Annotated in this window: 23 protein-coding genes; 15 read left to right on the top strand and 8 right to left on the bottom strand. The window is 68.7% G+C overall.

The window, feature by feature from the left end:
- The first annotated feature begins 34 nt into the window (after positions 1-34).
- Entirely contained in the window at positions 35-754 is a 720-nt protein-coding gene (locus F4554_RS16895; RefSeq protein ID WP_179788349.1) for a tyrosine-protein phosphatase, read from the top strand.
- Positions 755-807: 53 nt separating this feature from the next.
- Here the strand turns inward: F4554_RS16895 and F4554_RS16890 are convergent, their stop codons facing one another.
- A complete protein-coding gene (locus F4554_RS16890; RefSeq protein WP_179788347.1) occupies positions 808-1,368 on the bottom strand; it encodes a P-loop nucleotide/nucleoside kinase family protein in 561 nt (186 codons plus the stop codon).
- A gap of 4 nt (positions 1,369-1,372) precedes the next feature.
- A complete protein-coding gene (locus F4554_RS16885; protein ID WP_179788345.1) occupies positions 1,373-2,308 on the bottom strand; it encodes a phosphotransferase family protein in 936 nt (311 codons plus the stop codon).
- Between the two features lie 55 nt (positions 2,309-2,363).
- Here F4554_RS16885 and F4554_RS16880 point away from each other — a divergent pair, with 55 nt between their 5' ends.
- A complete protein-coding gene (locus F4554_RS16880) occupies positions 2,364-2,861 on the top strand; it encodes a metallophosphoesterase family protein (protein ID WP_179788342.1) in 498 nt (165 codons plus the stop codon).
- Positions 2,862-2,890: 29 nt separating this feature from the next.
- Here the strand turns inward: F4554_RS16880 and F4554_RS16875 are convergent, their stop codons facing one another.
- The gene (locus tag F4554_RS16875; protein ID WP_179788340.1) at positions 2,891-4,741 is read right to left on the bottom strand and encodes a DUF222 domain-containing protein; all 1,851 of its coding nucleotides are present in this window, start codon (positions 4,739-4,741) and stop codon (positions 2,891-2,893) included.
- Positions 4,742-5,001: 260 nt separating this feature from the next.
- Here F4554_RS16875 and F4554_RS16870 point away from each other — a divergent pair, with 260 nt between their 5' ends.
- Positions 5,002-5,502: a DUF2127 domain-containing protein gene (locus F4554_RS16870; RefSeq protein ID WP_179788338.1), complete on the top strand. Its 501-nt coding sequence runs from the start codon at positions 5,002-5,004 to the stop codon at positions 5,500-5,502.
- A gap of 12 nt (positions 5,503-5,514) precedes the next feature.
- On the opposite strand, the gene F4554_RS16865 is transcribed toward F4554_RS16870, so the two are convergent.
- Positions 5,515-6,687, bottom strand: coding sequence for a calcium:cation antiporter (locus F4554_RS16865; protein WP_179788336.1), 1,173 nt, complete (start codon positions 6,685-6,687; stop codon positions 5,515-5,517).
- Positions 6,688-6,833: 146 nt separating this feature from the next.
- Here F4554_RS16865 and F4554_RS16860 point away from each other — a divergent pair, with 146 nt between their 5' ends.
- The 3 genes from F4554_RS16860 (at position 6,834) to F4554_RS16850 (ending at position 9,059) form a co-directional block, all read left to right on the top strand.
- Entirely contained in the window at positions 6,834-7,616 is a 783-nt protein-coding gene (locus F4554_RS16860; RefSeq protein ID WP_179788335.1) for a MerR family transcriptional regulator, read from the top strand.
- A 92-nt stretch (positions 7,617-7,708) separates the two neighbouring features.
- Positions 7,709-8,056 (top strand): DUF2188 domain-containing protein, encoded by a 348-nt coding sequence (locus F4554_RS16855; protein ID WP_179788333.1) that lies wholly within the window; start codon positions 7,709-7,711, stop codon positions 8,054-8,056.
- 196 nt (positions 8,057-8,252) lie between these two features.
- The gene (locus F4554_RS16850; protein ID WP_202889318.1) at positions 8,253-9,059 is read left to right on the top strand and encodes an EI24 domain-containing protein; all 807 of its coding nucleotides are present in this window, start codon (positions 8,253-8,255) and stop codon (positions 9,057-9,059) included.
- A gap of 21 nt (positions 9,060-9,080) precedes the next feature.
- Here the strand turns inward: F4554_RS16850 and pdxR are convergent, their stop codons facing one another.
- Positions 9,081-10,520 (bottom strand): MocR-like pyridoxine biosynthesis transcription factor PdxR, encoded by a 1,440-nt coding sequence (gene pdxR, locus F4554_RS16845; RefSeq protein WP_179788331.1) that lies wholly within the window; start codon positions 10,518-10,520, stop codon positions 9,081-9,083.
- A gap of 47 nt (positions 10,521-10,567) precedes the next feature.
- On the opposite strand from pdxR, the gene F4554_RS16840 reads away from it, so the two are divergent.
- Positions 10,568-11,038 carry a carboxymuconolactone decarboxylase family protein gene (locus tag F4554_RS16840; RefSeq protein ID WP_179788329.1) on the top strand — a complete coding sequence of 157 codons (471 nt, stop codon included), beginning with the start codon at positions 10,568-10,570 and terminating at the stop codon, positions 11,036-11,038.
- Positions 11,038-11,763: an isocitrate lyase/PEP mutase family protein gene (locus F4554_RS16835; RefSeq protein WP_179788327.1), complete on the top strand. Its 726-nt coding sequence runs from the start codon at positions 11,038-11,040 to the stop codon at positions 11,761-11,763. The genes F4554_RS16840 and F4554_RS16835 overlap by 1 nt, the downstream gene beginning before the upstream one ends.
- 120 nt (positions 11,764-11,883) lie before the next feature.
- Here the strand turns inward: F4554_RS16835 and F4554_RS16830 are convergent, their stop codons facing one another.
- Positions 11,884-12,639 (bottom strand): GntR family transcriptional regulator, encoded by a 756-nt coding sequence (locus F4554_RS16830; protein WP_179788325.1) that lies wholly within the window; start codon positions 12,637-12,639, stop codon positions 11,884-11,886.
- Positions 12,640-12,802: 163 nt separating this feature from the next.
- Here F4554_RS16830 and F4554_RS16825 point away from each other — a divergent pair, with 163 nt between their 5' ends.
- From F4554_RS16825 to F4554_RS33640, 5 genes are all read left to right on the top strand, one after another.
- Entirely contained in the window at positions 12,803-15,793 is a 2,991-nt protein-coding gene (locus F4554_RS16825; RefSeq protein WP_179788324.1) for a hypothetical protein, read from the top strand.
- A gap of 67 nt (positions 15,794-15,860) precedes the next feature.
- Complete coding sequence (locus F4554_RS16820; protein WP_202889317.1) at positions 15,861-16,871, top strand: ABC transporter permease; 1,011 nt, start codon at positions 15,861-15,863, stop codon at positions 16,869-16,871.
- Positions 16,871-17,740: a carbohydrate ABC transporter permease gene (locus F4554_RS16815; RefSeq protein WP_179788322.1), complete on the top strand. Its 870-nt coding sequence runs from the start codon at positions 16,871-16,873 to the stop codon at positions 17,738-17,740. The genes F4554_RS16820 and F4554_RS16815 overlap by 1 nt, the downstream gene beginning before the upstream one ends.
- A gap of 17 nt (positions 17,741-17,757) precedes the next feature.
- Positions 17,758-19,314, top strand: a complete 1,557-nt coding sequence (locus F4554_RS16810) for an ABC transporter substrate-binding protein (protein ID WP_179788320.1) — start codon at positions 17,758-17,760, stop codon at positions 19,312-19,314.
- Between the two features lie 42 nt (positions 19,315-19,356).
- A complete protein-coding gene (locus tag F4554_RS33640; protein WP_179788318.1) occupies positions 19,357-20,079 on the top strand; it encodes an HAD family hydrolase in 723 nt (240 codons plus the stop codon).
- On the opposite strand, the gene F4554_RS16800 is transcribed toward F4554_RS33640, so the two are convergent.
- Positions 20,057-21,109, bottom strand: a complete 1,053-nt coding sequence (locus F4554_RS16800) for a zinc-binding dehydrogenase (protein WP_238342059.1) — start codon at positions 21,107-21,109, stop codon at positions 20,057-20,059. The genes F4554_RS33640 and F4554_RS16800 overlap by 23 nt on opposite strands.
- Positions 21,110-21,314: 205 nt before the next feature.
- The gene (locus tag F4554_RS16795; protein WP_179788317.1) at positions 21,315-22,301 is read right to left on the bottom strand and encodes a sodium:calcium antiporter; all 987 of its coding nucleotides are present in this window, start codon (positions 22,299-22,301) and stop codon (positions 21,315-21,317) included.
- 707 nt (positions 22,302-23,008) lie between these two features.
- Between F4554_RS16795 and F4554_RS16790 the strand changes: the two genes are divergently transcribed.
- Together F4554_RS16790 and F4554_RS16785 are read left to right on the top strand one after the other, a co-directional pair.
- A complete protein-coding gene (locus F4554_RS16790) occupies positions 23,009-23,443 on the top strand; it encodes a gas vesicle structural protein GvpA (RefSeq protein ID WP_179788315.1) in 435 nt (144 codons plus the stop codon).
- A gap of 63 nt (positions 23,444-23,506) precedes the next feature.
- Entirely contained in the window at positions 23,507-26,086 is a 2,580-nt protein-coding gene (locus F4554_RS16785) for a hypothetical protein (protein WP_179788313.1), read from the top strand.
- The last annotated feature ends 49 nt before the right edge of the window (positions 26,087-26,135 follow it).

Here is a 26,135-nt window from a genome sequence, read left to right as displayed (position 1 = left end):
GGATGATCACGGTACTCGGAGGGGAGTGGTGTGGATGATCGACTCGAAGCCGCCGGCGTTGGAGTGGCCGAACTGCCTGAACACGCGAGACCTTGCCGGCCTGCCCACTCGCGACGGCGGCCGGATCAGGCCAGGTGCGCTCATCCGTTCGGACAACCTGACCCGGTTGAGCACCGTGGGAGTCGAAGCGGTGCGGGCCGCGGGTGTGACGCGCATCGTGGACGTACGTTCACCGCTGGAGTGCGCGGACGACCGTTCGCCGTTCGCGGGTGAGCCGCTGTACGTGAACCGGCCGCTTGCCAGGGATGGCGATCCGTACGACCCGGCGTGGCCGATGGAGCGGCAGTACGCGGAGATGCTCGACCAGAACCCCGACCTGCTTGCCGCGGCCGTCGCGGCAGTCGCGGACGCTCCGCCGGGCGGCGTGGTCGTGCACTGTCATTCGGGCAAGGACCGTTCGGGCATGGTGGTCGCCCTGGTGTTGACCCTGGTGGGAGTGGCCGCCGACTTCGTGGTGGCCGACTACACGGCGGTGGACCAGCGGATGCGCGACCACCTCGACGACCTGCTCCTACTGGTGGCGGATCCGGTCGAGCGAGGTTTCCTCGCGGAGTCGTTCTCAGCCCGCCCGGAGTCGATGCGGTCCGCGCTCGGTCACCTGGACGCCCGATACGGAGGCGCCGAGGCGTACCTTTTGTTCGGCGGTCTCACCGTGGCCCAGGCCGGCGCCCTCAGGTCGCGGCTGGTCGGTTAGCGAGTACGGCGTCGATCCCGCCCACCGTCTCGTCCAATGTCAAGGCGCCGTTGTCACGGCTGGGTATGCGGACGAGCGTCGACGAAGCTCAGGATCTCCGGCATTGGCGGCTCGAATCCGTCGGTGGTGTCGACCAGTAGCGTCGGCGCGGGAAGGGTGATCCCGGCGAAGTCTTCTTCCCTGCCCGGAGCATGCTGGTGCGCGCTCGTCGTATGGGCCGCCTTCCGTACAGGGTTCGCCGTGTATCGCTGGGCATTTCGAGCGCGGGCGACGTCGGGTGCCACGGTGCACCGGATGATCCGAAGGTGTGCGAGTCCCATCAGCGGCTGCAGGCCTGGCCGCCACAGTCGATCGTGGAAAGCTGCCTCCGCGACCACGGTGGTGCCGGAGCGAACCAGCAGCTCCAGTACGCCGAAGAATGCCGGCAACGTACGCCTGGTGAGCGGATCGCCGCGTCCGGGTCGGAAGCCTGGGTTCGCGTGGACCATGCCCTCCTTGATCTCGTCGCGACAGATTGCCGGACAACCCAGTGCCTGAGCGAGTTCGTGCGCGAGCGTCGTCTTGCCGTAACCACCCGACGGTCCGCTGATGGCGACAAGCGTGGGCAGGGCCATTGGCCTACACGTCCGAATGGGCCAGGGCGTTCAGGGCACGTCGTGCCCGCCCGAGCATGTCGCGCACCGTGCCGCCGCCGAGGTGGTGCGCCGCGAAGCCGAGGTACTTGATGTTGACGCAGGCGGTGGCCCATTGGTACTCGACGTTCGCCAGCCGCAGATCCAGTGCCCGACCGGCCGCGGCCTCCCACGCCTCGACGTAGACCGCGAAGCGTGGACTGTCCGGCGCGACGAGGTTGGCCAGGTCCAGCATCGCCGGGGCGAGCGTGGCGGCTCCCCAGTCGATGATCTTCGACCCGGCGGGCCTGGCGAGGATGTTGTTCGCGTGGATGTCTCCGTGCACCAGGGTGCGCGAAAGGCGTTCGGGTGTACGGACGAGGAGTGGATCACCCCGCAGGCTCCGAACGAGGTCGAGCGCCTCGCGCAGCGGCGCGGGCTCGGCCGCGGTCGGCAGTAGTTCCGACAGTCGCCGGTCGACGTGCCGGAAACCGTTGTCCCACCACGTCCCGTCGACGATCGGGAGACCCGGCAAGGTGGCGTTGACATGGCGAACGTGCAGCACGGCAAGGGACTCGAGCACGTCGTCGGACACCTCGGCTTCTGATGCCAGTGTGCTGCCGGAGTAGAACGGCAGGACGACCCACGGCCCCGTGGCGTCGGTCCCGTCTGCCAGCAACTCCGGAAGTGCGCTCGCTCTCGGGTCGGTGACCTCCCGGAGAGCACGCAACACCGTGACCTCGGCCTCGGTCGCGTGCTTTCGCAACACTGCCAACTCGACGGTCGAACCGTCGCCCGCCTGGACGATCAAGTCCAGCCGCTCGACCGACTGTGAGGAGTAGCCGTTGGTGATGGGCGTACGGCGAACGACCCGGGCGACCGCATCCGGTCCCCATCGGGTTCTCACCCAGTCGAGCGCGTGCCCGGCCCCGTGCGACGCCATCCGCCCAGACTGCCATGTATCGCCGCGCCTCGCGCGGGTGGGACATGATGGGCCGATGCGAGTAGTTGTCCTGTCCGACACGCACGCGCCGCGACGGTGGAAGTCCTGCCCGCCGCGGGTGGCCGAACACCTGCGTACGGCGGACGTGATCCTGCACGCCGGCGACGTGTGCACGCCCGACGTTCTGGACGAGCTCGCGGCCTTCGCCCCCCTTTACGCGGTCGCCGGCAACAACGACGGCCCGGAAGTCGCCGAGTGGGGCTCGGGCGTACCGGAGGTCCTCGAGATCACCCTGGCCGGAGTTCGGGTGGCGATGGTGCACGACAGCGGGCAGGCCACCGGTCGGATGGCGCGAATGCGGCGGCGATTCCCGGACGCGGACCTCGTGGTGTTCGGGCACTCGCACATCCCGTTGACGCAGACCGAGGACGGCGTACGGATCTTCAACCCCGGCTCGCCGACCGACCGGCGTCGGCAGCCCCATGGAACGATCGGCATCGTCGTCCTCCAACGCGGACGGGTGAAGGACGCGTCGATCGTTCCGGTGACGTAAGGGCTGTCCTTCGTCCGGGCTGCCGCACTTCATGGTCGCCGCACTTTCTGGTGCAGGTCCACCCACTCTGGTGGGATGTACTCGGGGTGGCCGTGGTCGCCCATGCGTACCTGCCAGCCTTTGTGGTGGACGAAGGTGTGGTGGGTCTTGCACAACAGCACGCCGTTGGCGAGGTCTGTCGGGCCGAAGTGGTCCCAGGCGGTCATGTGGTGGGCGACGCAGCGGCGTTCGGGTACTTGGCAGTTGGGGAAGTGGCAGTGGGAGCCGTCGCGGATGGCGAGGGCTCGGCGTTGGGGTTCGGTGAAGAACCGGTCGGCCATTCCGATGTCGAGGATTTCGCCGTTGCCGCCGAGCACCACCGGGATGATGTTCGCGTCACACGCCATCCGGCGGATGGTGGCGACTGAGAGCGGTTCTCCTCGGAGGCCGAGGATCCGGGCCGACCCGCCCCCGCCACACTTCTGGCAGCCGTCGTGGGGGTCGATGGCAGCCTCCGGCCCCGCCGCACCCTCCTCCGGTTCGGAGTCGGTGCCGGCGTCGTCTTCTGGCCCGAGGCTCCAGTCCTCGGGTTCGGTAGCTGCTTCCGGATCGGCTTCGGGTCTTGGATGCGCTCCGGTCTCGCTGTTCGGTTGTCGGTGTTGGCCGGGTTCTCGTGGTTCGGGTTGGCCGGGTGGTCGTTTCTCTCTGATGGGTTGAGCATTCCGGCTACTCGTCGCACTACCGCCGTGAGTCTGGTCCGGCTCGACAACAACGCCATCCGCACCGGCTTCGGGCTCGGTGTCCCCGGAGCTGTCGGTGCCATTGCCGCCGGCGGCCTTCTTGGGATTGGAGTCGTCGGTCTTGGCGCCCGTGGCGCCTGTGGTGCCGTTGGTGCTCGTGTTCTGCTGTCGGGCTTTGCGTTTGGCGTTTTGGCGTTGGGCGTCGGAGGTTTGGCAGGTGCAGGGCGTGGGGCGGACGGGGTTGAGGTCGTCGATGGTGCCGAACCCGAGGCCGGTCAGTAGCTGGTCGACTCCAACGGTGACCGTGACGCAGTCGCGTCCGCGTCCGCGGTTGGGCGATGCCTGCTGCTGCGCCCACTGGGCGATGAGTTCCGCGAACGCGTCACCTCGGCGTTGGTCGAGGGGACGTTCGTCGGGGTCGGGGCGGGTGTCGGAGGCGACGAGGGCTTCGATGAGCTTGCGGAGTTGTTCCATCTCCAGCACCGGTAGTTTGATCACGACGGTTTCGGAGCCGGGGATGCCGTTGGGGACGTATTTCAGGGACCGTTTGCGTTCGGCGGCGCGTTCGGCGTCGTCGAGTTCCTTGCCGAGGCGGCGTTCCCATTCTTCGGGTGCGAGCACCTGCAGCAGGTGCTTGCCCAGCAGGCGTACGTCGTCGGGGTTACGGCGCCGGGATTCCTCGATCAGGTATTCCTCGGCCTTCAGGCGTTGTTCGGGGCCGATCCAGGTGGGCAGGTCCTTGATCGCGAACGCGATCACCTGTGCGTGCTTGAACGACAGCTCACCCCGTGTCAACGCGCGGGCTGTCAGGGTCACGGTGCGGTCCAGATCCCTCGCCAGCGTCACTGTCGCGGAGGCCTCGGTCTTCGACATCCGCTGCGCGGTGCGCAACCACGTCGCCGTGGTCGCCGCACCGGTGGTCTTGCCGACGTCGGAGGCTTCGGCTCTGGCGACCATGGCGAGTTTCAGGGCGTCCATCATCGCCTCGTCGGCCCCGTGCAGCTCGAACAACCGGCCCAGCTTCTCGGGCCGAAGCGACAGCATCGGTGCCGCCAGCACATCGGTGAGGATGGTGCCGACCTGGACCAACGCAGCCTCCAGTCGCTGCTCGGCGTCGGTGTCGCCGTCCCAGCCCGGAGGTTCCTGCGTCGTCGAATACACGTTCGAAGTCTAGAGGTGACCGCCGACACGAAGATCGTTGTCCACAAGGAGACCCGATGCGCAACCCGATCCGCTACCTGTGGACAAGTAGTGGGTTTTGCCCCGCTGGTCAAGGCGCCGGCAGCACGCAGGGACGAGGGAGAACGGCAGTCGGGATGCCGGCGACATCGGCATCCGCTAGCCGATCTCCCAGGGTGGCCTACTAGCGTCAGGAAGCAGAGAAGGAAGGCAGGACGGCAGCACGATCGGCGGGTGGCGACATGGCGTGGTTCAAGCCAGGGGACCTGCTGGACCGCACGTTCGAGATCGGGATCATCCTCAAGGGCCTGGACGGCCTGCTCGAACTGATCGGCGGGATCCTGCTGCTGGCGGTGTCACCTGCCACCCTCAGCCGGCTCGTCGTCACCCTGACCCAGCACGAGATCTCCGAGGATCCGCACGACTTCATCGCCACCCACCTGTTGCACCTGACGGCCGGTCTCCACCAGTCGACGGTGTGGTTCGGTGCCGCCTACCTGCTCCTTCATGGCGCGGTGAAGGTCGTCCTCGTCGTCGCGTTGCTGCGCAACCAGCTGTGGGCGTACCCCTGGACCATCGTGTTCCTGCTCGCGTTCATCGGCTACCAGATCTACCGCATCGCACTCCATCCCACGGTCGGACTCGTGGTGCTGACCGTGTTCGACGCGTTCATCGTCTGGTTGACCTGGCGCGAGTACGGCAGACAACGTGCCGGCGGCGCTCATCCGGCCACGCCTGAGTGACCGCCCTCGAGGTCAGGGGCTGACTGCGAGAAAGAGGAACGCGACCAGCAGGACGAGATGGACACCGCCCTGCAGCCGGGTCGCCCGACCGGGCACCACCGTGAGAACGCTGACCACCACGGTGAGCGCCAGGAGCACGAGCTGGGTGGCCCCGAGGCCGAGGTGGAGCGGACCCTTCAGCCAGATCGAGGCAAGTGCGATCGCCGGGATCGTGAGACCAATGCTTGCCATCGCCGAGCCATAGGCGAGGTTGAGGCTGATCTGCGTCCGTTGCCGCGCGGCGGCGCGTACGGCAGCGATCGTCTCCGGCAGCAGGACGAGCAACGCGATCACCACGCCGACGAACGACTGCGGGAATCCGATTGCCTTGACGGCAGACTCGATCGACGGCGACTCGACCTTTGCCAGGCCCACCACCGCGACGAGAGCCACCAGCAGCAGCCCGAGGCTTGTCAGCGCGGCCCGGGTGCTCGGGGGAGCGGCGTGCTCACCGGCGTCGGCGCTCTCCCCGACGTCACCGGCCGGGTCGACCTCGGCCGGCTCGGATGTGGGAGCGTTCCCACGTCCGGCGACCGGATCGTTGTCATGGTGTACGGGTAGGAAGAAGTCGCGGTGCCGGACGGTCTGGGTGAGTACGAACATCCCGTACAGCAAGAGCGAAACGATCGCCGCGAAGACGAGCTGGTCGGTCGAGAAGACCGGGCCGGGCGCACCCAGGGTGAAGGTCGGCAGCACCAGGCTCAACGCCGCCAGGGTCGCCACGGTCGCCAGTGCGGCTCCACTGCCCTCGGCGTTGAACCGCGTCGTCCCGTAGCGCAGCGCGGCGACCAACAGGGAGATTCCGACGATGCCGTTGGTGGTGATCATCACCGCCGCGAAGACGGTGTCCCGGGCCAGTTGGGAGGTCTCCGGCCCTCCCGACACCATCAGGGTCACGATCAGCGCGACCTCGATCACCGTCACGGCTACCGCGAGGACCAGCGAGCCGAAGGGTTCGCCGACGCGGTGCGCCACGACCTCCGCGTGGTGGACCGCGGACAGCACGGCCCCGGCGAGTACGACCGCGATCACCACCGCGAACAGGATCGGCAGGTAGCGGCCCCAGGTGAATGCCAGCGTGAGAAGGGCGAGCAGCGGCACGAGGGTCGTCCACGAGACGTACGGCGGGCGGCGGGTGAGCGTCACGGCATGGAGCCTTCCAGTCGTGGCGGACGAGACGGGTGAGTACCCGGAGCAGTAATTGTAAAGGGAAGGCAAAACGGCCAGCTGGAGCGGGCGTTTCGGCGTTCCGGCTTGAACCTTCCCCAGCGGTAGGTTCTAGCGTCGTCGACGTGATCGGAGATCGCGGCACCCGGTGGAGCATCGGTGAGCTCGCACGGGCGAGCGGAGTCACCGTTCGGACGCTGTACCACTACGACGAGACGGGCCTGCTCACCGCGGGCGAGCGGACGGCATCGGGGCATCGCCGCTACACCGACGACGACCTGCGGCGGTTGTACCGGATTCGGGCGCTGCGCAGCCTCGGGCTGTCGCTTCCGCAGATCGCCGAAGCGCTGGACGAACGGCAGGACGAACCGCAGGACGAACCGCAGGACGACCTGCTGGCGATGCGCGAGCTGCTGACGGCCCAGTTGCGCGACCTGGGGGAGCAGTCGGAACGCATCCGCCGGCTGATGCTCCAGATCGAGGGGCTGATCGGCCGGCTCGCCGACTCGTCGATGCCCGATTCGCAGGAGTTCATGACCACCCTGGAGATGATGACTGTGTTCGAGACCTACTTCACGTCCGAGCAACGCGAGCAGCTGGCCACGCGCCGGGCCCAACTCGGCCCCGAAGTGGTCGAGGAGGCCAGGACCCGGTGGGCTGGACTGGTCGAACAACTCCTTGGCCACGTGCAGGAACGTACTCCGGTCGAGGATCCGCACGTGCAGGACCTGCTCCGGGACTGGGACGAGGTGGGGGAAGCGTTCCAGGCCGACGGAGCGCAGACGACGGCGGCCGCCCGGCGGATGTGGCAGGAGAACAGCGCCGAGCTCAGCGAGCGGCTGCCGTGGAGTGCCGGCCAGCTGACCTCGCTGGTGGCCTACCTGGACCGGGCGCGGCGCGCCCGCTGACCGGGATCCACAACCAGGCCGAGGAACCCGCAGACGACCAGGCACCGCAGGGCCGGACGGCGTGTGGGCGGTTCCGGGGATAGTTTGGGCACATGAGCGAGCTGCCGGAGCGACCCGACGTGCCCCAGGAGACCCACTCCGGGCTGGCCCAGGCCTGGGCCAGTGCCGGGGAGGCCGCGCAACAGTCGAGCGAGGCGCGTCAGACCGAGCAGGAGACGACGGCCCGGGCAACGTCGGGCACCACGCCCGCGCCCGTGACGTACTCCGTGCTTCCCGCCGGTGGCGCATTCCACGTCAAGCGCGGTGACGAGGTGGTCGGCTACTACGTCGACCGCGACGCGGCCCTGGCCGACGCCCGCAAGCTCGCGGCCGGCGACAGTCCCAGCCGGGTGGTCATCCACGACGACGACCGGCGGCCCAGCGAGGAAGAGACGTACTGAGGTCACGTTGAAGGTCACGTTGAAGATCACGTGAAGGTCGCACTGACGGTCACAGCGTCAGCGACTCGCCACGGCCGACTTAGCTGACCCGAGGGGCCTGCCCGCGCCGCGGTGATCCGGAGCACCATGCCGTTGGGCGATCATTCGGCCGCCGGCGCCGAGAGTCGCCCGCCGTCCGGCCCTAGACTCACCGATCGTGAGTACGCGTTCGGCTCCGGTCTCGGCGGTCGGCTACCCCGGTGGTTTCCTCACCGGCGTGAGCCTGCTGGTACGCGGTGTGCGCATGTACGCCGCGAACCCCCGGCTCGCGTTGCTCGGCGTCGTGCCGGCCTTCATCACCGGGGTGCTGTTCCTCGGTGGGTTCGTCACCCTCGCGTACTTCGCCGGCGACGTGGCCGCGGCGCTTACGCCGTTCGCCGACGACTGGTCCGGCGGGGCTCGTACGTTCGCGAGATTCGCCGCCGGGCTGGCGTTGCTCGGCCTGTCCGCCCTGATCGGCGTCCTCGCGTTCACCGCGGTCACCCTCGCGATCGGCGGGCCGTTCTACGAGCGGATCTCCGAACGCGTCGAGGAGCGGTACGGCGGCGTGCCGAACGCGGTCGAGCTCGGCTGGGCCCGGTCGCTGCGGCGCGGGGTCGCCGACTCCTCCCGGCTCCTCGCCGCATCGGCTCTGGTCGGCGTCCCGTTGTTCGTGGCGGGTTTCCTGCCGGTGGTGGGGCAGACGGCCGTGCCGGTGGTCGGAGCGGTTCTCGGTGGCTGGCTGCTTTCCGTGGAGCTCGTCGGTACGCCGTTCGAACGGCGGGGGCTGGGGCTCGCCGAACGCCGCCGGGCACTGCGCGCGATCCGGCCGGTGACCGCCGGCTTCGGCGTCGCGGTGTTCGTGGCGTTCCTGATCCCGCTCGGCGCGGTGGTGTTCACCCCGGCGGCGGTGGCCGGCGCCACACTGCTTGCCCGGCGGGCGCTCGGCGAGCCGACCGAGAGCACCGGGCCGCGCCGGTCCTGAGGAACCAGACCGTCCTGGGCCCTACTTCCCTCGTGGGCTCTTCCGGCGTTCGTCGGGGTCCGCGAGTGCCCGGCACAGTGCGGCGACCGCGCCGGGAAACAGGTGGTCCGGCGGAGTGCCGTACCCCACGATGATCGCGTGCCGGACGGGCTTCGGCGTACCGAACGTCAGGGGTGCGAGCCCGGCCACCCCGAGTCCTTCCCGTCGGGCCCGGGCGACCACCTGCTCCTCCGTTCCCGCCGGAACCTCCAGCAGGACGTGCAGTCCCGCGGCGATCCCGCTGACCCGGACGTGCGGCACGGCCCGGGCGAGGGCGGCGACCAAGCGGTCGCGGCGGCGCCGGTAGCGGGTGCGCATCGCGCGGACGTGCCGGTCGTAGTCACCGGAGGTGATGAACTCCGCCAGGGTCAGCTGGTCGACCGTGGAGACGTGCCAGCGGGACGAGCCGAGTTCGTACGCGGTGGCGACGAGCCGCTCCGGCAGGACCATCCAGCCCAGCCGCAGGCCGGGCGCGAGACTCTTGCTGGCCGTGCCCAGGTAGACCACGTGCTCGGGATCCAGGCCCTGCAGCGCGCCCACCGGCTGGCGGTCGTAGCGGAACTCGCCGTCGTAGTCGTCCTCCAGGATCACGCCGCCACCCGCCCGTGCCCAGTCGATCACTCGCGCGCGCCGCTCCGGCGACAGGGCGCCGCCGGTAGGGAACTGGTGCGACGGTGTCAGCAGCGCGGCCTGAACGCCGAGCTCAGGCAGCGGCGCCGGGTCCGCGCCGTCCTCGTCGTGGGGCAGCGCCGACAGCCGCAGCCCGGCGTCTGTCAGCCGTGAGCGGTGATCGGGCAGACCGTACGCCTCCACCGCGACCCGCCGAACACCCTGCGCGCGGAGCACCTCGGCCATCCGCCACAGGCCGTGCATGGCGCCCGCGCACACCAGGATCCTGGACGGGTCGGTGTACACCCCGCGCACCCGGGCGAGGTAGTCGGCGAGCGCCCGGCGCAGCTCCGGCCGGCCCGACGTCGCCTGGTAGCCGAACGCCTCACTGGGTGCGGCGGTCAGTGCCCGCCGGGTCGCGGTCACCCACGCCGTGCGGGGAAAGGCCGACAGGTCCGACGAACCCGGCATCAGGTTGTACGTCGTACCCGGCAGCAGGGGATGGGTCGGCTCGGGCACGGCGCGTGGTCTCGTCCGCCGCGACGGTACGCGCTCGGCGACCACCGTGCCCGAGCCCTGGCGCGCGGTGAGCCAGCCCTCGGCGACGAGTTCGGCGTAGGCGTCGGCCACGGTGTTGCGGGCGATTCCCAGGTCGGCGGCCAGCGCACGCGAGGACGGCAGCCGGGTGCCCGGTGCCAGCCGCCCGCCGCGTACGGCGCCGCGCAGCTCCCGGGTGAGTGCGGCGCCCAGCCCGCGCCCGCGGTGTGTGAGATCAAGGTGGAGGTCAAGCGAAGTGGCCCAGGATTCTGCCATGGCAATGGACCATATCCCTGGGCTGATCCGGCCGTAGCGTTGAGGCCATGACACAGCGAATCAACATCTACCAGCACTCGCCGAACGTCGTCCGCCAGCTGATCAGGCTCGCCAACGAGGCCGCCCAGGGCCTGGATCCGACGATCAAGGAACTCGTGCTGATGCGTGCCTCCCAGATCAACCGCTGCGCGTACTGCATCGACATGCACACCAAGGACGCCCGCGCCGCAGGGGAGACCGACGAGCGCATCGCGCTGGTGGCGGCGTTCGAGGAGGCGGACAACTTCTTCAGCGAGAAGGAGCGGGCGGCGCTGGCGCTGGCCGAGGCGATCACCGTGCTGACCGACGGCTTCGTACCGGACGAGGTGTACGAGCGGGCCGCCAAGCACTTCGACGAGAAGGAACTCGCCCAGCTGATCTCGACGATCGCGGTGATCAACACGTTCAACCGGCTGAACGTCACCGCCCGGGCCGAGGCCGGCAGCTACACACCCGGGCAGTTCGCGGGACAGCACTGATGTCCGTCGAGACCTTCCGCGCACTCCACCACGGCCGCGCGGCCGGCGATCCGCTGATCCTGCCCGGGCCGTGGGACGTGGCCAGCGCCAGGGTGTTCGTCGACGCCGGGTTCCCCGCGCTGGCCACGCCGAGCATGGCCATCGCGGCCTCGCTCGGCTATTCGGACGGACAGGGGACACCGCCCGCGGAGATGTTCGCGGCGATCGCCCGGATCACCCGTGCGGTGGAGGTTCCGGTGTCCGCCGACGTCGAGGCGGGGTACGGGCTCCCGCCCGCCGAGCTCGTCGAACGCGTCCTCGAGGCCGGAGCCGTCGGGGTCAACCTCGAGGACTCCGACCCGGCGACCCACGCGCTGGTGGAGCCGAAGCGGCAGGCCGACTACCTGGCCGCGGTGCGCGCCGCGGCGGGCGACGACCTGTTCGTGAACGCCCGCATCGACACGTACGTGCGCGACGGCGACCCCTCGCCGGACCGGACCATCGAACGCGGCAAGCACTACGCGGCCGCGGGGGCCGACGGGGTGTATCCCATCTTCGCCCCGCCGGAGCACCTTCGGGTGATCGCCGACGGGATCGGCCTGCCGGTCAACGCCGTCGGCCGGCCCGACGGACCGTCCCCGCGTGAGCTCGGCCGGATGGGCGCCACCCGCATCACCTTCGGCGGCGGCCTCCACCTGCGCACGTTGGCAACTCTGAAGACCATCGCCGAGCAACTCACTGCCTGAGAGATCCTGCCTGAGAAATCTCTGCCCCAGAAGCGGAAACGGCGAGTCGCGGCTCCATGCCGCGGCCCGCCGTTCGCCGTTGCGGGCTCGGGGAAGCGGTCTTCAGGCTCTCGGGCTCGATCAGCCGAGCCCGATGTGGATCTGCACGCTGTAGCGGTCCGGGTGGCACAGCGCGGTGCTCATGTCCATCACCGCGCCCAGGTTGTCGTGGGTGATCCGGTCGATGCGCATGGCGGGCGAGCCCTCCTCGACCTCGAGCAGTTCGGCGTCCCGGGCGTCGAGTCTGCTCACCGTGATGGTCTGCTCGGCGGAGTAGGCGTGGGTGTCGTACTCCGAGGCGAGTACGCCGTACAGCGAGCGTCCCTCCAGTCCGCGCCGGTTCAGGCCGGGGAACCGGCGGGCCGGCAGCTTCACGCGTTCGACGGCCATCGGCCGGCCCTCGGTCAACCGGACGCGATGGAGGGCCACCACGTCCTCCTCCGGGCCGAGTCCGAGGGTGGCGCGTTCGTGCCGGGTGGGTCTGACCGTGCGTACCGAGATGATGCGTGCCGTCGCGTGGTACCACGTACGCAGGTCGGTGAAGCTGGACAGCGTCTCCACCATGCCGCTCGGCCGGCGGACGAAGGTGCCGCGGCCGGGAACGCGTTCGAGCAGCCCGCTGTTGGCCAGGCTCGCCATCTCCCGGCTGACCGTCATCCTGGCCACGCCGTAGCGCTCGGCGAGAACCCGCTCGCTGGGAAAGAGGTCGCCGGGCGACATGCTGAGGATCAGCGCGGTGAGATTCGCGCGCAGCCAGGGGCCCTTGCCGTTGCCCTCGATGTCCTTTCGGTCGAGGTCGGGCAGGTCGGTGGCGACGACGTGCTTGTGGCGGGGCATGCCCGGCTGGTCTCCCTTCGGCTGCAGCGCTCGACGTGTTCGGCGAACGCCAGGTGTCCGAAACCCTAACCCGGGCCGAAATAGACAGCACAGGCGTTGACAGCCAAGATCATCCGGCGTCACGATACCGGTCTATTCCGGTATCCGCCCTGGAGAAGGTGCCATGTCTGGGCTTCGCGCGTTCTGCCTGCTCGCGGTCACATCCGTCGTCTCCGCCGTCATGGTGGCGGGACCGGCTCCGGTCTCACACGCGGAGCCCAGCGCACCCCAAGCGCCCCGGGCGAGCGACCTGGCCGACTCCGGCCCGAGCGGGCCGCGGTGGCTGAGCCTTCCCCGCAGCCGGATCGTGGTCAATCCTTACGACGTCCTGTCCGACGACCCGCCCGCGAAGCAGAGTGACCGGCCGGACCTGCCGCTGAACGCCGGCTACTACGCCAACGACCAGGCGCCCCGGCTGGACGACCTGTTGATGACGAACCAGCGCCCCGCGGGGGATGCACCCGGGTTCGTCACCGCGCGGACCGGTGGAGGCGACGACTTCAACGCCGTCGGCGACTGGACGCCGTCGGCGAACACCTACCTCCGCATCAGTCGCGGCGTACTGCAGTTGGAGAACACCAACACCACGGGCACCAGTTACGGCTACGCGAGCCGGGCCTTCACCGTCGACGTCGACCGGTTCCCGACGGTCCGGATCAGTGTGCCGGACGCCACGCAGGGTTGGGGTCTGAAGGTCAACGACGGAACCCAGCCGGTCGACACCGTGCTGCAGGCGACCACGACGGCGAGCGGGGTGTACTTCTACGACCTGAAGAAGGCCACCGGCTGGTCAGGCACGAAGTCGGTGACCGTGCGGATCTTCACCACCGGCTACCAGTCCTCCACCCAGGTCGACGAGGTTCGGTTCCTGTCCGCCGCCACCACCCAGGAGGCGTTCTCCGACGACTTCGAAACCGGCCTCGACGTCGGCTGGGTGCCGTCCGGGGCGGTGAAACCGACCGTGTCCGACGGGCGGTTGAACCTCACGGTTCCGCAGTCGACCGGCACGTGGTACGGCTTCGTCACCCGCTCCGTGGTGGCCGACCTGGACCGCTACCCGATCCTGAAGGTGAAGGTCGACCGCGCGGACAAGTTCTGGGCGATCAAGGTCAACGACGGCCAGGGCGCGGACGTCATCGTGCAGAACAACTCCACCCAGCTCGGCACGTTCAGCTACGACCTGCGCAAGATCACCGGATGGTCCGGCACGAAGCGGATCAACCTCCGCCTGTTCGTCAACGGCTTCCAGACCACCGCGAGCTTCGACCGGGTGTCCCTGCAGGCTCCGGTCGGCCCGTGGCTGGTCGGCGCCCAGCAGCGGCGCACCACGTGGATGCCGCACCTGCTCACCACGACGGCGACCTTCCCGGACGGAAGTGACGCCGAGGTGCGGGACACCTTCCACGGCGTGGACGCGCTCACCCGGTCGGTGAAGGTCACTGCCGGCGACACCGGCGCGACGTCCCAGCTGTCCGGTCAGTACTTCGGAACGCCCACGTACGAACCGGACTCGCGCGTGATCACGATCGCCGGGGACGGCTTCACCTACGCGGTCGCCCTGCCGGCGGGTGCGTCGGCGCCGGTGTTCTACGCCGACCGGGACGCGTGGTCCCGCGGTGGACCCACGCTCGCCGAACCGGGCACCACCAACGGCTACTGGTCGGCGTCCCTGTCCGGGACGGGCAACTCATCGGTGAACTCCACGGTGGGCACCGGTTTCGCGGTCGGGGACGGCGCCGCCGCGCAGGCGACAGCACGGGCCGTGGCCGCGCAGCACGCGGACCCCGAGGCGACCGCGGCTGGCAACGCCGCCTACTTCGACGGCGTGCTGGCGAAGGCGCCTCGCCCCCGCGACTTCGGCCTGCACGGTGTCGACGCCCGGGGCGTGTCGGCAGCGCGGGTCCGGAAGATGTACTACCGGTCCTGGACGTTCCTGGTCTCCGACGTGCTACCTCCGCAACCGGAGGTTGACAACCCGTTCCCGCAGCTCGCGACCGGCAAGCCGGCCCTGTACCTGCACGGTCCGGCGAAGGCGGCGGTCACCGCGTCCTGGGACTCCTCCATCGGGATGCAGTTCCTGGCCTACGTCGATCCGGACGCGGCCTGGGGTGCCCTGGAAGGTCTGCTCCGGCTGGTCGGTGACGACGGCGCGCTGCCGGGGGAGTTCCTGCCGGCCCGCGAGGCGCAGACGGCGTGGACGCTGTGGACGCTGACCGGCGACGACGCCCGGCTGCGCCGCGTCTACCCGGCGCTGCGGCGGCTGCTGGTGTACAAGCAGGACCATCCGAAGTACAGCGGCGACACCAACGCCAACAACAAGGACCTCGCCTTCGTGTCCCACGCGTTGGTCGACACCGACTTCGCCCGGCGGATCGCCGACCGGTTGAACCTCCCGGACGACGTGGCGTTCTGGGACCAGCGCTTCGAGACGCTGAACGCGAACATGTACGAGTGGTTCTGGGAGTCGCCGACCGCGCAGCCCCCGCAGAAGTACGACCCGACGACCGGGGTGAAGCTGGCCGGCAACGTCATGTCCGCGACCCCCGCGCTGAACGTACGCACGATGGACCGCGTGCACGCCACCGGCCTGCTGGAGAGGTTCGACAGCATCTACGACCCGAAGCTGCCGCTGGCCGGGTTCGGGGCGAACACCAACGACGTGCGGTACGGCATCACCAGCTACACCATCTACGGGCTGCTGGCCAACGGCGACGTCGACCGGGCCGACACGCTGTCAAACGCGATGCTGCGCGACATCGTGGCCACGAACATGTTCGCCGAGCGCTACCAGTGGGACGAGTCGGGTCCCTTCGCAGCCGGGCAGCGGCCGAGCCTGTTCGGGGTGGCCACCGTCATCGACGCGGTGTGGATGAACAACGGTTACCGCATGGACCGTGGCACGCCCACGTTCGTCCTGCTGCCCGGGGCCGACGGGGGAGTGGACGGCATCACGGTCCAGGGCCGCGATCTCGATGTCGAGGTCAGCGCACGGTCCGGTCGGGTGAAGCTCGACGGCAACCTCGTGGCGCCCGGCCGGCAGTGCGGGCTTCGCCAACTGACGGTCGGCCAGTCGGTGACGCTGGAGGATCGCTGCGCGACGGTGGGGCTGCGGTGACCGGCCGCGTCCTGCCGGAGCGCGTCCGGCCGGCGCGGACCCTGCCGGCGTACGAGAAGAGCCGCTCATGACGCTCGTGTCCGGACCCGCGATGGTGCCGGAGACCGGTGAGGCGGGTCCGGCCGGCGCGGTCGGCCCGGGTGGTTCGGTTCGGCGGGGCCAGGGCCGGCGCGGAGTGGCCAGGGACAGGAGCATCTGGCTGCTGGCCGTTCCCGGGATCGTGTTCTTCGCGGTCTTCTCGTACGCACCGATGGTCGGCATCGTGGTGGCGTTCAAGAGCTACAACGTCAGCGAGGGCATCCTCGGCAGTCCCTGGAACGGTGTGGAGAACTTCCGGTTCTTCCTCGGGTCGGGGGACGCGGGCCGGGTGTTGTTCAACACGCTGTTCCTGAACAGCCTGTTCCTGGTCGCCACGACGGTCTCCTCGGTGCTGCTGGCGATCTTCCTGAACGAGATCAGGCTGAGGTACGTCAAGCGGCTGTTGCAGTCCACCATCTTCCTGCCGTACTTCATCTCCCCGGTCGTGGTCAGCCTGATGCTGCAGGGCTTCCTCCAGGGAATCGGTGGAGGCGGCGGCATGGTCAACGAGTGGTTGACATCGTTCGGCCTGCCCCAGGTGAACTGGTATGCCGAGCCGGGCGCGTGGCCGTGGATCCTCACCGTGCTGAAGGTCTGGCAGATGTCGGGGTACCTCTCGATCATCTACCTGGCCACCATCACCTCGATCCCGGAGGAGGTCTACGAGGCGGGCCGGATCGACGGCGCGAGCAGCCGGAAGCTGGCGTGGCACATCACGCTGCCGATGCTCGTACCGACCATGCTGGTCCTGTTGCTGCTCAACATCGGCCGGATCTTCTACGGCGACTTCGCCACCATCTACGCCATCGTCGGTGACAACGGCGCGTTGTTCCCCACCACCGACGTGATCGACACCTACGTCTTCCGTGCCCTGCGCACCCTCGGCGACTTCGGCATGACCGCCGCCATCGGGCTGATGCAGTCGGTGGTCGGCCTGGTGTTCGTCTCGGTGGCGACGCTGCTGGCGCGTCGGTACGCCAGGAAGTCGGGGCTGATGTGATGAGGAGTCGCCGCGACGTCGACGGGTTCCGCGTCGTCGCCACCGTGGTCTCGGCCGCTTTCGCGGTGGCCTGCCTGCTGCCGTTCTGGCTGGTGGTCGCCTCGTCACTCACCTCGGAGCGGGAGCTGGTCGCCCACGGCTACACCCTGTGGCCTCGGGAGTTCAGCCTGGCCGCCTACCACGCGCTGTTGACCGGCCCGCGGGTCGGCCTGGCGTACCTCGCCAGCGTCTTCATCACCGTGGTCGGCACCTCGATCGCCCTGGTGGTGACCGCCGCCCTCGCCTACGTCATCGCGGGCCGGCTGCGCTGGATCAGCAAGCCGCTCACGGGGATGACGTACCTGCCGATGCTCTTCAGCGGCGGGCTGGTGCCCTTCTACATCCTGGTCACGCAGTATCTCCACCTCACCGACACCTACTGGTCGGTGATCCTGCCCAACCTCGTGTCGCCGTTCCTGGTCTTCGTCATGGTGGCGTACTTCCGGACGCTGCCGGTGGACGTGCTGGACTCGGCCCGCATCGACGGGGCCTCCGAGCTCACGATCCTCTTCCGGATCGTGCTTCCCATCGCCAAGCCGATCCTCGCCACGGTCGGGTTGTTCTACGCGCTGCACTACTGGAACGAATGGTTCATGGCGCTGCTGTTCATCTCCGACCCGGACCGCTTCCCGCTGCAGCTGCTGTTGCAGAACATGATCGCCAACGTGGACTCGGCGCAGGCGATCCAGGTCGGCAGCACGGCCGACGTCCCGATCTTCCAGCTGCGCATGGCCCTGGTGCTGATCACCATCGGCCCGATCATCCTCGCCTACCCCTTCGTTCAGCGTTACTTCGTCAGGGGACTCACCCTCGGCGCCACCAAGGGTTGACTCGGAAGGAAAGCACCATGTACCGACGTCCCGACCTGCCGTCCGGCCGGCCCCTCCTCAGCCGGCGGTCGTTCCTGCACGGTGCCGGCGCCGTTGTAGGCGGGCTGACTGCCGGGAGCGTCCTGGCGGCCTGCGGTGAGGCCGATCGTTCCACCACCGCGTCGAAGAAGCTGGTCTTCCTCGAACCCGGTGACGTCCCGTCGGGTTGGAACCGCGTCCCGTCCGCTGTCAACAAGAAGTTGGCGGCGGACACCGGCCTGACGCTGGACATCCGGTGGATCGGATGGAGCAACTACTCCCAGGCGGAGCTGTTGAAGTACACCTCCAAGGAGAAGTTCACCGGTTCGCTGGAGGCGGACTGGCTGCACCACGCCAAGCTCGCCGGTGACGGTGCGATCTTCGACCTGGACACGGTGTGGAAGGCGAAGAAGTACCCCAACCTGGTCGAGACGATCAACGAGCGCACCATTCAGACGTCGAAGTTCGGCGGAAAGCTGTGGGGTGTGCCGCAGGTGAACAACGCGACCTCGCTGATCGGCTTCATGATCCGCCAGGATCTCGCCGACGGTGAGGTGGAGACGTTCGAGGAGTTCGAACGCTTCCTCTACGGAGTCAAGCAGAAGAAGAGTTCGATGATTCCGTACGGCATGGACAACGGCTACATCAACAGCTCGCTGTCGATGTTCGACGCCGACTCCTGGGAAGGCACGCCGGAGTACATCGGAGTGCCGGTCTCCAACATCCCGATCCTGTTGATGCGCACCGCGGACGCCAGGGCCGGCAAGGCACGGGTGGTCCCGATCTGGGAGGTGCCGAGCAAGGTCGACACCGCCAAGCGGGTTCGCAAGTACTACACCGACGGCATCCTCAACCACGACCTGCTCAACGTCGACAAGAAGACCATCTACTCGTTGTTCGGCCAGGGGAAGTTCGGCGCCGCCGTCGGCGTGACCGACGGCCTGATGACCACCACCTACGGCGGCACCCTCAACAAGGTCCCGGGCGCGCGGCTCACGCTGACCCTGCCGTACGCCGACAAGGACGCCAAACAGCTGACCACCTTCGGCGCCTCCAACCACGTGGCCTTCAACGTGGAGGGTGACCAACTCGATGACGGCATGAGGTTCCTGGAGTGGTTGTCGGCCCGGGAGAACCACGACCTGCTGGAGTACGGCGTGGAGGGAACCGACTGGGAGGCCGACGACGAGAAGTCGATCACCGCCAAGAGCGAATACGTCTTCCCGGGCTACACGATGTCCTGGCGGATCCCGCTGGAACGCCGCCCGAGCGACATGATCGAGAGCGAGAAGCGCTGGCTGGACTATGCCCAGTCCTTCGACAACTTCGAACTGTCACCGCTGGCGGGTTTCTCCCTCAAGGAACAGCCGATCAAGACTCAGCTGGCGCAGTTCAGCGCCATGATGGCCCGATACCTGCGTCCGGTACAGGCAGGCTCCGTGGACGTCAACCGCGGACTCGACGCGATGAAGAAGGGCTTCTCCGGCGCCGGCCTGGACAAGGCGGTGGCCGAGGTCGAGAAGCAGCTCGGCGCGTTCTTCGCCGCCTCCCGGTGACGGCCGTCCGGCCGGCCATGTCCCATCGAGACCAGGAGTGCCGTGATCCCGTCGCTTGACGCCATCGAGGCCGTGTTGCTTGACGTCGGGGGCGTGATGGTGGTGCCCGACCCGCGTCTGCTGGGCAGGGTGGTGTCGGCCCACGGCGGCACCACCGACCTGTCCGTCGTCCTGCGAGCCCATCACCGGGGTATGGCCGCGGGCGACTCCGACGGCGCGTTCGACTGGGACGCCTACCACGGACGGCTCCTGCGGGAGTGCGGAGTCCCCGAGGAGCAGACCGCGGCCTGCCTGGGCGACATGCAGGTCATGATCGCCGAGCGTCCGGACCTCTGGAGCCACGTGCTCCCCGGAGTCCGGGAGGGCCTGGCGGCGTGCGCGGAGCTGCTGGAGCTGGGCATCGTGTCCAACTCCAACGGCACCGTGGAGCAACTGCTCCGCGACGAGGCGATCTGTCAGGTGGGGCCCGGCCCGGGAGTCGTGGTGACCTGTGTGGTGGACAGCGAGGTCGTCGGTGTGGCCAAGCCCGACCCACGTGTCTTCGGCCCGGCGGTGGCGGCGCTGCGGGTACGCGCGGACAACGTCGCGTATGTCGGCGACACCCGTGCCTTCGACCTGGCCGGTGCCCGGGCCGCCGGCCTGACGGGAATCCACGTCGACCCGTTGGAGCTGTGCCCGCAGCGCGCCGACCACCACCATGTGCACGACCTGGGCGAGGTGGCGCCACTTCTTGCCCGGAGGGCTATGGCGTCAACAGAACCTTGATCGCGCCGTCCTCCTTGTGCTGGAACATCTGGTAAGCCCCCGGCGCCTCGCTCAGCGGTAGCCGGTGGGTGGCGAAGTCCTGCACCCCCAACGGGTCGTCGTCGCCGGTGACCAGGGGGAGGAGGTCGTCGACCCAGCGCCGGACGTTGGCCTGCCCCATCCGGATGGTGACCTGCTTGTCGAACATCTGCATCATGGGCATCGGGTCGACCATGCCGCCGTACACACCGCTGACCGAGATGGTCCCGCCTCGCCGCACCGCGTCGATCGCCGCGTGCAGCGCGGAGAGCCGGTCGACGCCGCCGCGTTCGGTCATCATCGCCGCCAGCGGCTTGGGGAGCATTCCCACGAGCTGGTGGGCGGCCTTGCCCAGGGGCGCTCCGTGCGCCTCCATCCCCACCGCGTCGATGACCGTGTCCGCGCCGCGGCCGTCGGTGAGGTCCCGGATCGTGTCGCCGACGTTGCCCGTGCTCACGTCGACGGTCTCGACGCCGTACTTCCTGGCCAGCGCGAGGCGTTCGGGAACGAGGTCGATGCCGATGACCTTGCGTGCGCCCAGGTGCGCGGCGACGCGGCACGACATCTGGCCGATCGGTCCGAGACCGAACACCGCGACCGTCGAGCCGGTCCCCACGTCGCCGTACACCGCAGCCTGCCACGCGGTGGGCAGCACGTCGGAGAGGTAGACGAAGCGCTCGTCGGACGGTCCCTCCGGGACCTTGATCGGTCCGTAGTGCGCCTGGGGCACGCGGAGGTACTCCGCCTGGCCGCCGGGCACCTGGCCGTACAGCTTCGTGTAACCGAAGAACGCGGCGCCCTTGTCCTGGTCGCGCACCTGCGTCGTCTCGCACTGGCTCTGCAGATTCCGCTCGCACATGTAGCAGTGGCCACAGGAGATGTTGAACGGGACCACCACCCGGTCGCCCGGCCTGATGTGGGTGACCTGCTCACCGACCTCCTCCACGATGCCGATCGGCTCGTGCCCGAGGATGTCGCCCTCGGTCATGAACGGCGTGAGCACTTCGTACAGATGCAGGTCGGAACCGCAGATGGCGGTCGTCGTCGTCCGGATGATCGCGTCGGTGGGTTCTTTGATGACGGTCGGGAACCTCGTCGACGCGGACGTCTCGCTTACCGTGCCACACCGCTGCCTTCACGCGCGCGTTCACCTCTCCCGCAGGGTCGTCTCGATCATGCTTCGATGCCCGGCACGAGGTGCCGCAAACGTTCGGGGTTCAGGCCGCCAGTCCGACGTAGGCCACGAAGCCGACGTAGAGCGCTCCCCACGCCGCCATCGAGAACCTGGTGAACCGTCTTCTGCGGAGTACGGCGTACAGCGCGAGCCCGCCGCCGGCGAGTGCACATCCGACCGCCAACGTACTCGGCGCGGTGAACGACCAGGGCGTGAACGCGAGCCCGACCGAGACCGGCACCATCGACTGGAACACCATCGCCCCGGTGACGTTGCCCAGGGCCAGGGCGTCCTTGCCGTGCCGCGTCCACAGGACACTGTTGGTCTTCTCAGGAAGCTCGGTGGCAAGCGGTGCGAGAACCAGCGCGAGGACCAGCGGGGAGATGCCGACCTGGTGGGCGATGCCCTCCACCTGGGTGACGAAGACCTCGGCGCCGCCGACGATGGCGGCCACCCCGACCAGCATCTGGGCGACGACGGTGACGTTGTGCGGAGGGTCGTGCTTGGTCGAGTCGAAGTACAGCGCGCGCGGCTCCTCCTGTTGCTCGCCGCCGTGCCCGACGGTTCGCCAGACGTAGACGCCGTACGCGACCAGGAACACCACCGCCGCGGCGATCCGGACCGGCTGGTTTCCGATCAGGCCCAGGGTGCCCGCAACTGCGATGAAGACGCCGAAGACGATGAGGTCACGGGCCGTGGTCGGGGTGTGCACCGCGAGTGTGGAGTCGTTGTCCCGCCTGCGGGCGAACAGGTGGGTGGAGACACCGATGACCAGCATCCCCAGGGTGGCCAAGAGGAACGGCGCACCGAGGATCGCACCGATCGCGATCTGCCCGGACTGGTCCCCGCTGAGGATGGCGACGATCGGGATCACCGACTCCGGCAGGGCGGTGGCGGTTGCGGCGAGGACGCTGCCCACCGCGCCCGCGCCGAGACCGAGCCGGATACCGGCCCACTCGACAGCGTTGGTGAATACGACGGCACCGCCGAGCAACAGCGCGAAGGACACAGCGAGCAGAAGGTAGGACATGGTCGGAGCAGGCTAGCGGCGCCTTGATCGTTACGCCCGTCACCGAAGCGGGTGAACACCACCGCCGGCGCTTTCGAGGGTGTCCGTTTTCGGGTGTTCGGCTCGAATGTCTGGTCTGTATTTACCCGGTTGGTTCGGGTCTTGCTGCCGTGAGGCACCGGTCCGTACCTCACTGTCAATGCGTCCTTGACGGCAACGCACGATTCCTCCTGCCAGGTGTTCGCGGCAACGAGCCGAATCCGTGCCCCGTCTTACTCGGTTGTTCTCGCGGCTGTTCCTGCGGGCAAGGTGTGCGGTCGTCTCCGGAACCGCGCCGTTTTCGGCCGCGCGACACAGTGCGGCGTATGCGTTATGGTCGCCAGATCCCGGAAGGGATCATGTGCACGACGACCTGACAGACCTGCGCCCGAAACCTGGTAGTGGTGATGAGCGAGCAGACACAGGCCCGACGGCCCGGTGGGTCCGGAGTCGCCCGGGGTCGGCCTCGGAGTGATGTCGCCCAGGTTGTGAGTAGCGCCACGCGATGTTCTGCTGACCCTCGCGGTTTGGCGGGCGTGGCGTGACGAGTCGTCACCGCCGGCCATGGTCGCGGGCGCGCGACCTCCCTTTGCCTCAACTTTGTCCGCCGGTCACATGGGGGCAGGCAGACCGCAGACGCAACCACCCCCTGACCAGTACGTAGCGAGACGAACACGTGGAGGGACCCAATGGCAACATCGACGCAGGGCATCAACCGGGCGCCTCGACCGAGCAGCCTCGCCGACGTGCTCGAGGTCATCCTCGACAAGGGCATCGTCATCGACGCGTACGTCCGGGTGGCGGTGGTGGGGATCGAACTCCTCACCATCGATGCGCGAATCGTGATTGCGAGTGTGGACACCTACCTCCGCTTCGCCGAGGCGGTCAACCGGCTCGACATGCAGCCTGACGGTCAGGTCGCGGGTGTTCCGGGGCTGATCCGCGAAGTCACCGAGGGCGGTGCCAAGTACAAGACGAAGGGTGCGCTGGAAGGCGTCAAGGACACCGCCAAGGAAGTGATCTCTTCCTTTACCGGCGACGACGACGACGAGTCGAGTACGCCCCGCAAGCGTTCTTCCAGCCGCTCGGGTTCGCGTTCCCGTCGTAGCGACGACAACGGCTGACAGGTCGCACGCCGAGGTCGTGCCGCCGCGCCCAGTCACCGGACATATCTCGAAGGAGAATCAGTGGACGACAGAGCCAAGATCGGCGCGGCGATCGCGGGAGGCTACCTCCTCGGCCGAACCAAGAAAGGCAAGGCCGCGGCCAGCTTCGCGCTGTGGCTTGCCGGGCGTCAGCTCGGGGTCGAGCCCCGCGAACTGGTGCGTGAAGGACTTCTGAAGCTGGCCCAGACACAGCAGGTCACCGAGATCGGCGCCCAGCTGAGAGGACCGCTGCTGGCCGCCGGTCGCAAGGCCGCGATGGCCACTGTCGAGTCCCGGCTGAACAGCCTGTCGGACAACCTGAACCAGCGCACGGCAGACATCACCGGTCGTGCGTCGAAGGTGGCCGGCCAGGCGAAGGGCACCGCCTCGGACGTTGCCTCGGACGTGACAGACCGGGCGTCGGGTGCCGCTTCGGACGTGACGGACCGGGCGTCGGACGCGACGGACAAGGCGACTTCGGCGGGTGGCAAGGCGGGCAGGCGTGGCGCCGGGCTCGCCGGCAGGGCGTCGGGCCTGAGCGATCGACTCCGGCCGGGTCGCAGGCGGAAGGCCGAGGAAGACGACGTCGAGCCCGGCGAGGACGAGTACGACGACGCGAAGGTGTCGGACGAGCCCGACGACGAGGACGACTTCGACGACGAAAATGACGACGAGTACGACGACGAAGACGATGCCGACGACGAGTCGGATGACGACGACTTCGACGACGAGTACGACGACGAGTACGACGACGAAGACGACGACGAAGACGATGACGACGAGGCAGATGTCGATGAGCCGGAGGCGGACGACGACTCCGACGAGGACGCTGAAGGTGAGCCCGCCGACGAAGCTGACGGTGGCGAGGCCGAGGAGGCGTACGACGACGAGGACGCTGAGTACGACGACGTACCCGAGGATGAGGCCGACGAATCCGAGGACGGCGACGACGACGTAGCTGATGAGGCCGACGTCGACGAGCCTGAGGCGGACGACGACTACGACGACGAGTCCGAGGGTGGCGACCCCGAGGACGCGTACGACGACGAGGACGCTGAGGGTGAGCCCGCCGACGACGCTGATGGTGACGAGCCCCAGGGCAAGTACGCCGATGAGGACGAGGCCGACGTCGACGAGCCTGAGGCGGACGACGACTACGACGACGAGCCCGAGGACGAGGCCGACGAATCCGAGGACGGCGACGACGACTCGGATCGTGACGACGTAGCCGACGAGGCTGACGACGACCCGGACAGGGACGAGCCCAACGGGGACGAGCCCGAGGACGCGTACGACGACCAGCCTGAGGGCGAGTCCAGCGAGTCGGATCAGGATGACGACGAGGCCGATGCACCGGACGAGGACACTTCGGAGGGCGAGCCCGAAGCCCAGGACGAGTCGGATGAAGAATCGGATGAGCACTCGGATGAGGACTCGGATCGGGACCACGGCGACGACGAGGCGCCTGCGGTAGCGGAGTCCGGCGACGGCTCTGACGACGAACCCACCGACCGGTCCGAGGACGACGAGGACGACGAGTCCGACCGTGGTTCGAGGGCGGGGGAAGTGACCGTTTCCGCCCTCGGAGCCAGTGCGGAAGGGGCCGGTGAGGCTTCGGACGCGCCGGCCAAGAAGGCTTCCACCGACCGCAGGGCGAGGAAGACCACCTCCGGCCGAGGAACGAAGAAGGCTGCCTCTTCGGATGGAGCGAAGAAGACCACCTCCGCTCGAGGTGGAGCCAAGAAGGCCGCCTCCTCCCGCAGCGGGGCGAAGAAGGCCGCCTCGGACGGCGGTGCCAACAAGTCGACATCTGCGCGTGGTGGCGCCAAGAAGGCCGCGTCTTCCGGGGACGGTGCGAAGAAGGCCACGCCTGCCCGTGGTGGGGCCAAGAAGGCTGCCTCTGCGGACGAGGGGGCGGCGAAGAAGACCACCTCCGCTCGGCGTGGGGCCAAGAAGGCCGCCTCGTCGGGTGAGAGTGCGGACAAGGCCGCCTCGGACGGCGGTGCCAAGAAGGCGACCTCCGCTCGGCGTGGGGCCAAGAAGGCCGCGTCCTCCGGGGACGGGGCGAAGAAGGCGGCGTCTGCTCGTGGTGGGGCCAAGAAGGCTGCCGCTGCGGACGAGGGGGCGGCGAAGAAGACGACCTCCGCACGGGGTGGGGCGAAGAAGGCCGCTGCGTCGGGCGATGGGGCTACGAAGAAGGCTGCCTCGTCCCGCAGCGGGGCGAAGAAGGCCGCGTCGTCTGGCGGTGCCAAGAAGGCGGCGTCTGCTCGTGGTGGAGCCAAGAAGGCCGCCGCTGCGGACGAGGGGGCGGCGAAGAAGACGACCTCCGCACCGGGTGGGGCCAAGAAGGCTGCCTCGTCGGGTGGGGCGAAGAAGACGACCTCCGCTCGGGGTGGGGCCAAGAAGGCCGCGTCCTCCGGCGGCGGTGCGAAGAAGGCTGCTTCGTCGGGTGGGGCGAAGAAGGCCGCATCGCGCTCGGCTGCGAAGAAGACCACATCGGCCGGCGGGGCGAAGAAGGCCGCATCCTCCCGCGCCGGTGCCAAGAAGACCGCATCGACAGGTGGCGCGAAGAAGGCCGCATCGTCCCGACGCGGGGCGAAGAAGGCAGCATCCACGTCCTAGAGCCGTACCTCGAACTCTGGACGTAGGTCCACGCGCACCGGTCGGTAAG

This window comes from Actinopolymorpha rutila, from assembly GCF_013407855.1.
Lineage (GTDB): Bacteria > Actinomycetota > Actinomycetes > Propionibacteriales > Actinopolymorphaceae > Actinopolymorpha > Actinopolymorpha rutila.
Note: the sequence above shows the minus strand (reverse complement) of the source record. Positions and strands in the feature narration are given on the sequence as shown.

Coding starts and splice junctions, on each gene's coding strand:
- F4554_RS16895 (WP_179788349.1), top strand. CDS start 35: ATGATCGACTCGAAGCCGCCGGCGTTGGAGTGGCCGAACTGCCTGAAC.
- F4554_RS16890 (WP_179788347.1), bottom strand. CDS start 1,368: ATGGCCCTGCCCACGCTTGTCGCCATCAGCGGACCGTCGGGTGGTTAC.
- F4554_RS16885 (WP_179788345.1), bottom strand. CDS start 2,308: ATGGCGTCGCACGGGGCCGGGCACGCGCTCGACTGGGTGAGAACCCGA.
- F4554_RS16880 (WP_179788342.1), top strand. CDS start 2,364: ATGCGAGTAGTTGTCCTGTCCGACACGCACGCGCCGCGACGGTGGAAG.
- F4554_RS16870 (WP_179788338.1), top strand. CDS start 5,002: ATGGCGTGGTTCAAGCCAGGGGACCTGCTGGACCGCACGTTCGAGATC.
- F4554_RS16855 (WP_179788333.1), top strand. CDS start 7,709: ATGAGCGAGCTGCCGGAGCGACCCGACGTGCCCCAGGAGACCCACTCC.
- pdxR (WP_179788331.1), bottom strand. CDS start 10,520: ATGGCAGAATCCTGGGCCACTTCGCTTGACCTCCACCTTGATCTCACA.
- F4554_RS16840 (WP_179788329.1), top strand. CDS start 10,568: ATGACACAGCGAATCAACATCTACCAGCACTCGCCGAACGTCGTCCGC.
- F4554_RS16835 (WP_179788327.1), top strand. CDS start 11,038: ATGTCCGTCGAGACCTTCCGCGCACTCCACCACGGCCGCGCGGCCGGC.
- F4554_RS16830 (WP_179788325.1), bottom strand. CDS start 12,639: ATGCCCCGCCACAAGCACGTCGTCGCCACCGACCTGCCCGACCTCGAC.
- F4554_RS16825 (WP_179788324.1), top strand. CDS start 12,803: ATGTCTGGGCTTCGCGCGTTCTGCCTGCTCGCGGTCACATCCGTCGTC.
- F4554_RS16820 (WP_202889317.1), top strand. CDS start 15,861: ATGACGCTCGTGTCCGGACCCGCGATGGTGCCGGAGACCGGTGAGGCG.
- F4554_RS16815 (WP_179788322.1), top strand. CDS start 16,871: ATGAGGAGTCGCCGCGACGTCGACGGGTTCCGCGTCGTCGCCACCGTG.
- F4554_RS16810 (WP_179788320.1), top strand. CDS start 17,758: ATGTACCGACGTCCCGACCTGCCGTCCGGCCGGCCCCTCCTCAGCCGG.
- F4554_RS16795 (WP_179788317.1), bottom strand. CDS start 22,301: ATGTCCTACCTTCTGCTCGCTGTGTCCTTCGCGCTGTTGCTCGGCGGT.
- F4554_RS16790 (WP_179788315.1), top strand. CDS start 23,009: ATGGCAACATCGACGCAGGGCATCAACCGGGCGCCTCGACCGAGCAGC.